Below are 2763 nucleotides of genomic sequence, written 5' to 3' on the forward strand. Positions count from 1 at the left end.
CCCCCCTGTCCTGCCGGGCCCCACCCCTAACTCGCCCGGCACGTCTGTTCGTCCGGGACCCGCGCTGCCTACGTTGCTGCCAGCTCTGATACCCGGACGGCAGGCAGGTGCAGTGATGATCACCATTCCGCAGGAAGGCTCCCGGATCGGCGTGGCCGTGGACGAGTTCGATCCCCGGACCGCACCCGACGCCGACCTGCTGGCCCTCAAGCGACTGGTCTACGACCACCGGATCGTGGTGCTGCGCAACCAGGACCTGTCACCGGCCGACTTCGTGGCGTTCGGCCGGCGGCTGGGCGAGGTGGAGACGTACTACCAGCCGATGTACCACCACCCCGAGTACCCGGAGATCTTCGTCTCCTCCAACGTCAAGGAGGAGGGGGAGCAGGTCGGCGTCCCGCAGACCGGCAAGTTCTGGCACCACGACTACTCGTTCATGCCGAACCCCTTCGGACTGACCCTGATCTACCCGCAGGTCGTCCCCCAGAAGAACCGCGGCACCTTCTTCATCGACATGGCCCGGGCCTACCAGGACCTGCCCGAGGAGCTCAAGGCCGAGATCAAGGGCACCCGCAGCCTCAACAGCGTGCGGCGCTACTTCAAGATCCGCCCCACCGACGTCTACCGCCCCATCTCCGAGGTGCTCGCCGAGATCGAGCGGGAGACCCCGGCCTCCGCGCACCCGACGGTCTTCACCCACCCGGTCACCGGCGAGCAGGTGCTCTACATCAGCGAGGCCGTCACCTACCAGCTGGAGGACGCGGAGGGCACCGCGCTCCGCGAGGACCTGCTGACGGACCTGTTCCAGGCCTGCGGCCAGGCGGACACCACCTTCGAACACGCCAACATCCACCTGCAGACCTTCGACAAGGGCGACCTGCTGGTCTGGGACAACCGCGCCCTGGTGCACCGCGCCCTGCACACACCCAACCCCGAGCCCACCGTCTCGTACCGCGTCACCGTGCACGACGAGCACGAGTTCTACCCCGGCATCGGCGCCCGGCCGACCGCCGGCTGAGGGAGCCACGCGTGGAATACCCCAACGACGAGGAACTGCTGGAGCAGGTGCTCCAGGTCTACAAGCCGCACTGCCGCTACCTCACCTCGACCGTGGTGACGGCCAAGGGCGACCCGGCCGACGAGGGCGGACTGGTCCGCGTACGCGGTGAGTTCCACATCCCGGAGTCCTGCTACATCGACGACACCGGGCACTTCAACGCCGTCGAGTTCAACATCTGCTTCAACCAGATGATCTACTTCATCATGGCCAAGGCGCTCAAGGAGCGGCTCATCGGCGCCTTCGACCACTGGTCCATGGACGACTACTGGACGCGGCAGCTGCCCGACATGTTCATCGTGGACTTCCGCAGCACCTTCCGCCGCCATATGCGCGGACGGCGCTTCTGGGGCGAGCTCGACATCGTCGACGTCATCCAGCGGGACGGCGGGAACGGGCCGCTGATGATCCTCGGCACCACCTGCCGCTACGGAGAGGACGAGGCCGTCGCCTGCCACGGCAAGGTGCGCCTGGCCCTGAAGAACCCGCGAACCCCCGCGGACGCCGCCTGACCTCCTCCGCACCAGCCAGCCGAACACAAGCAGGAGCCATGCCCACACAGTACGACGACGAGCCCATCGCCATCGTCGGAATCGGTCTGCGTCTGCCCGGTGAAAACAACACCCCGGACGGATTCGCCGAGTTCCTCGAGGCCGGACGGTCCGGGCTGCGGCCCCTGCCCACCGACCGCTGGGACCCCGAGGGCCTGACCTCGCAGGACCCCGAGGCCAAGGGCGTCATGCGGTGCGCCCTGGGCGGGTTCATCGACAAGCCGGACCACTTCGACGCGAGGTTCTACAACATCTCGCCGAAGGAGGCCGACCTGGTGGACCCGCAGCAGCGGCTGGCCCTGGAGGTCGCCTGGGAGGCCCTGGAGGACGCCGGAATCGACCCCACCCCGCTGCGGCACGGCGACGGCGGGGTCTATCTGGCGGTCAGCAACATGGACTACTCCGCCGCCCTCTACCAGCTGCCCCGCACCGAGCTCAACGGCTTCATCGGCACCGGCCTGGCGCACAGCGCCCTGTCCGGCCGGGTCTCCTACTTCCTGGGCTGGCGCGGCCCCAGCATGACGGTGGACACCGCCTGCTCCGCCTCGCTGGTCTCCGTGCACCTCGCCGCCCAGGCCCTGCGACTGGGCGAGTGCGGCATCGCACTGGCCGGCGGGGTGAACACCATCCACGACCCGATGGGCCACATCATGGCCTCGCAGGCGAAGATGCTCGCCCCGGACGGCCGCTGCAAGACCTTCGACGACAGCGCCGACGGCTACTGCCGCAGCGAGGGCGGCGCCGTGGTCGTCCTCAAGCTGCTCTCCCGGGCCCAGCGCGACGGCGACCGGATCCACGCCGTACTGCGCGGCTCGGCGGTCCGCCAGGACGGCGAGTCCAGCGCGCTGATGGTGCCCAACGGCGCGGCCCAGGAAGGCGTGATCCGGGCGGCGCTCGCCAACGCCGGCCTCGCCCCCGGCGACATCTCCTACGTCGAGGCGCACGGCACCGGCACCGCGCTGGGCGACCCCATCGAGATGGGCGCCATCAGCGCGGTCTTCGCCGAGTCGCACTCCACCGAGAACCCGGTCACCGTCGCCTCCCTCAAGACCAACCTGGGCCACCTGGAGTCCGCCGCCGGGATCAGCGGCCTGGTCAAAACGGCCCTCCAGCTCCGCGACGGCACCATCTACCCCCACCTGAACCTCACCACCC

The 2763-nt window shown here is 69.1% G+C and carries 3 protein-coding genes; all 3 read left to right on the plus strand.

Features of this window, described 5'->3' with window-relative positions:
- Nucleotides 1-115 precede the first annotated feature (115 nt).
- Entirely contained in the window at nucleotides 116-1018 is a 903-nt protein-coding gene (gene scoE / locus E4099_RS31100) for a (3R)-3-[(carboxymethyl)amino]fatty acid oxygenase/decarboxylase (protein WP_209446815.1), read from the plus strand.
- Between the two features lie 11 nt (nucleotides 1019-1029).
- A complete protein-coding gene (locus E4099_RS31105; protein ID WP_135342445.1) occupies nucleotides 1030-1569 on the plus strand; it encodes an FcoT family thioesterase in 540 nt (179 codons plus the stop codon).
- A 38-nt stretch (nucleotides 1570-1607) separates the two neighbouring features.
- The coding region (locus E4099_RS31110) for a beta-ketoacyl synthase N-terminal-like domain-containing protein (protein ID WP_135342446.1) at nucleotides 1608-2763 on the plus strand (1156 nt) is incomplete at its 3' end.

This window comes from Streptomyces palmae, from assembly GCF_004684805.1.
Classification (GTDB): Bacteria; Actinomycetota; Actinomycetes; order Streptomycetales; family Streptomycetaceae; genus Streptomyces; species Streptomyces palmae.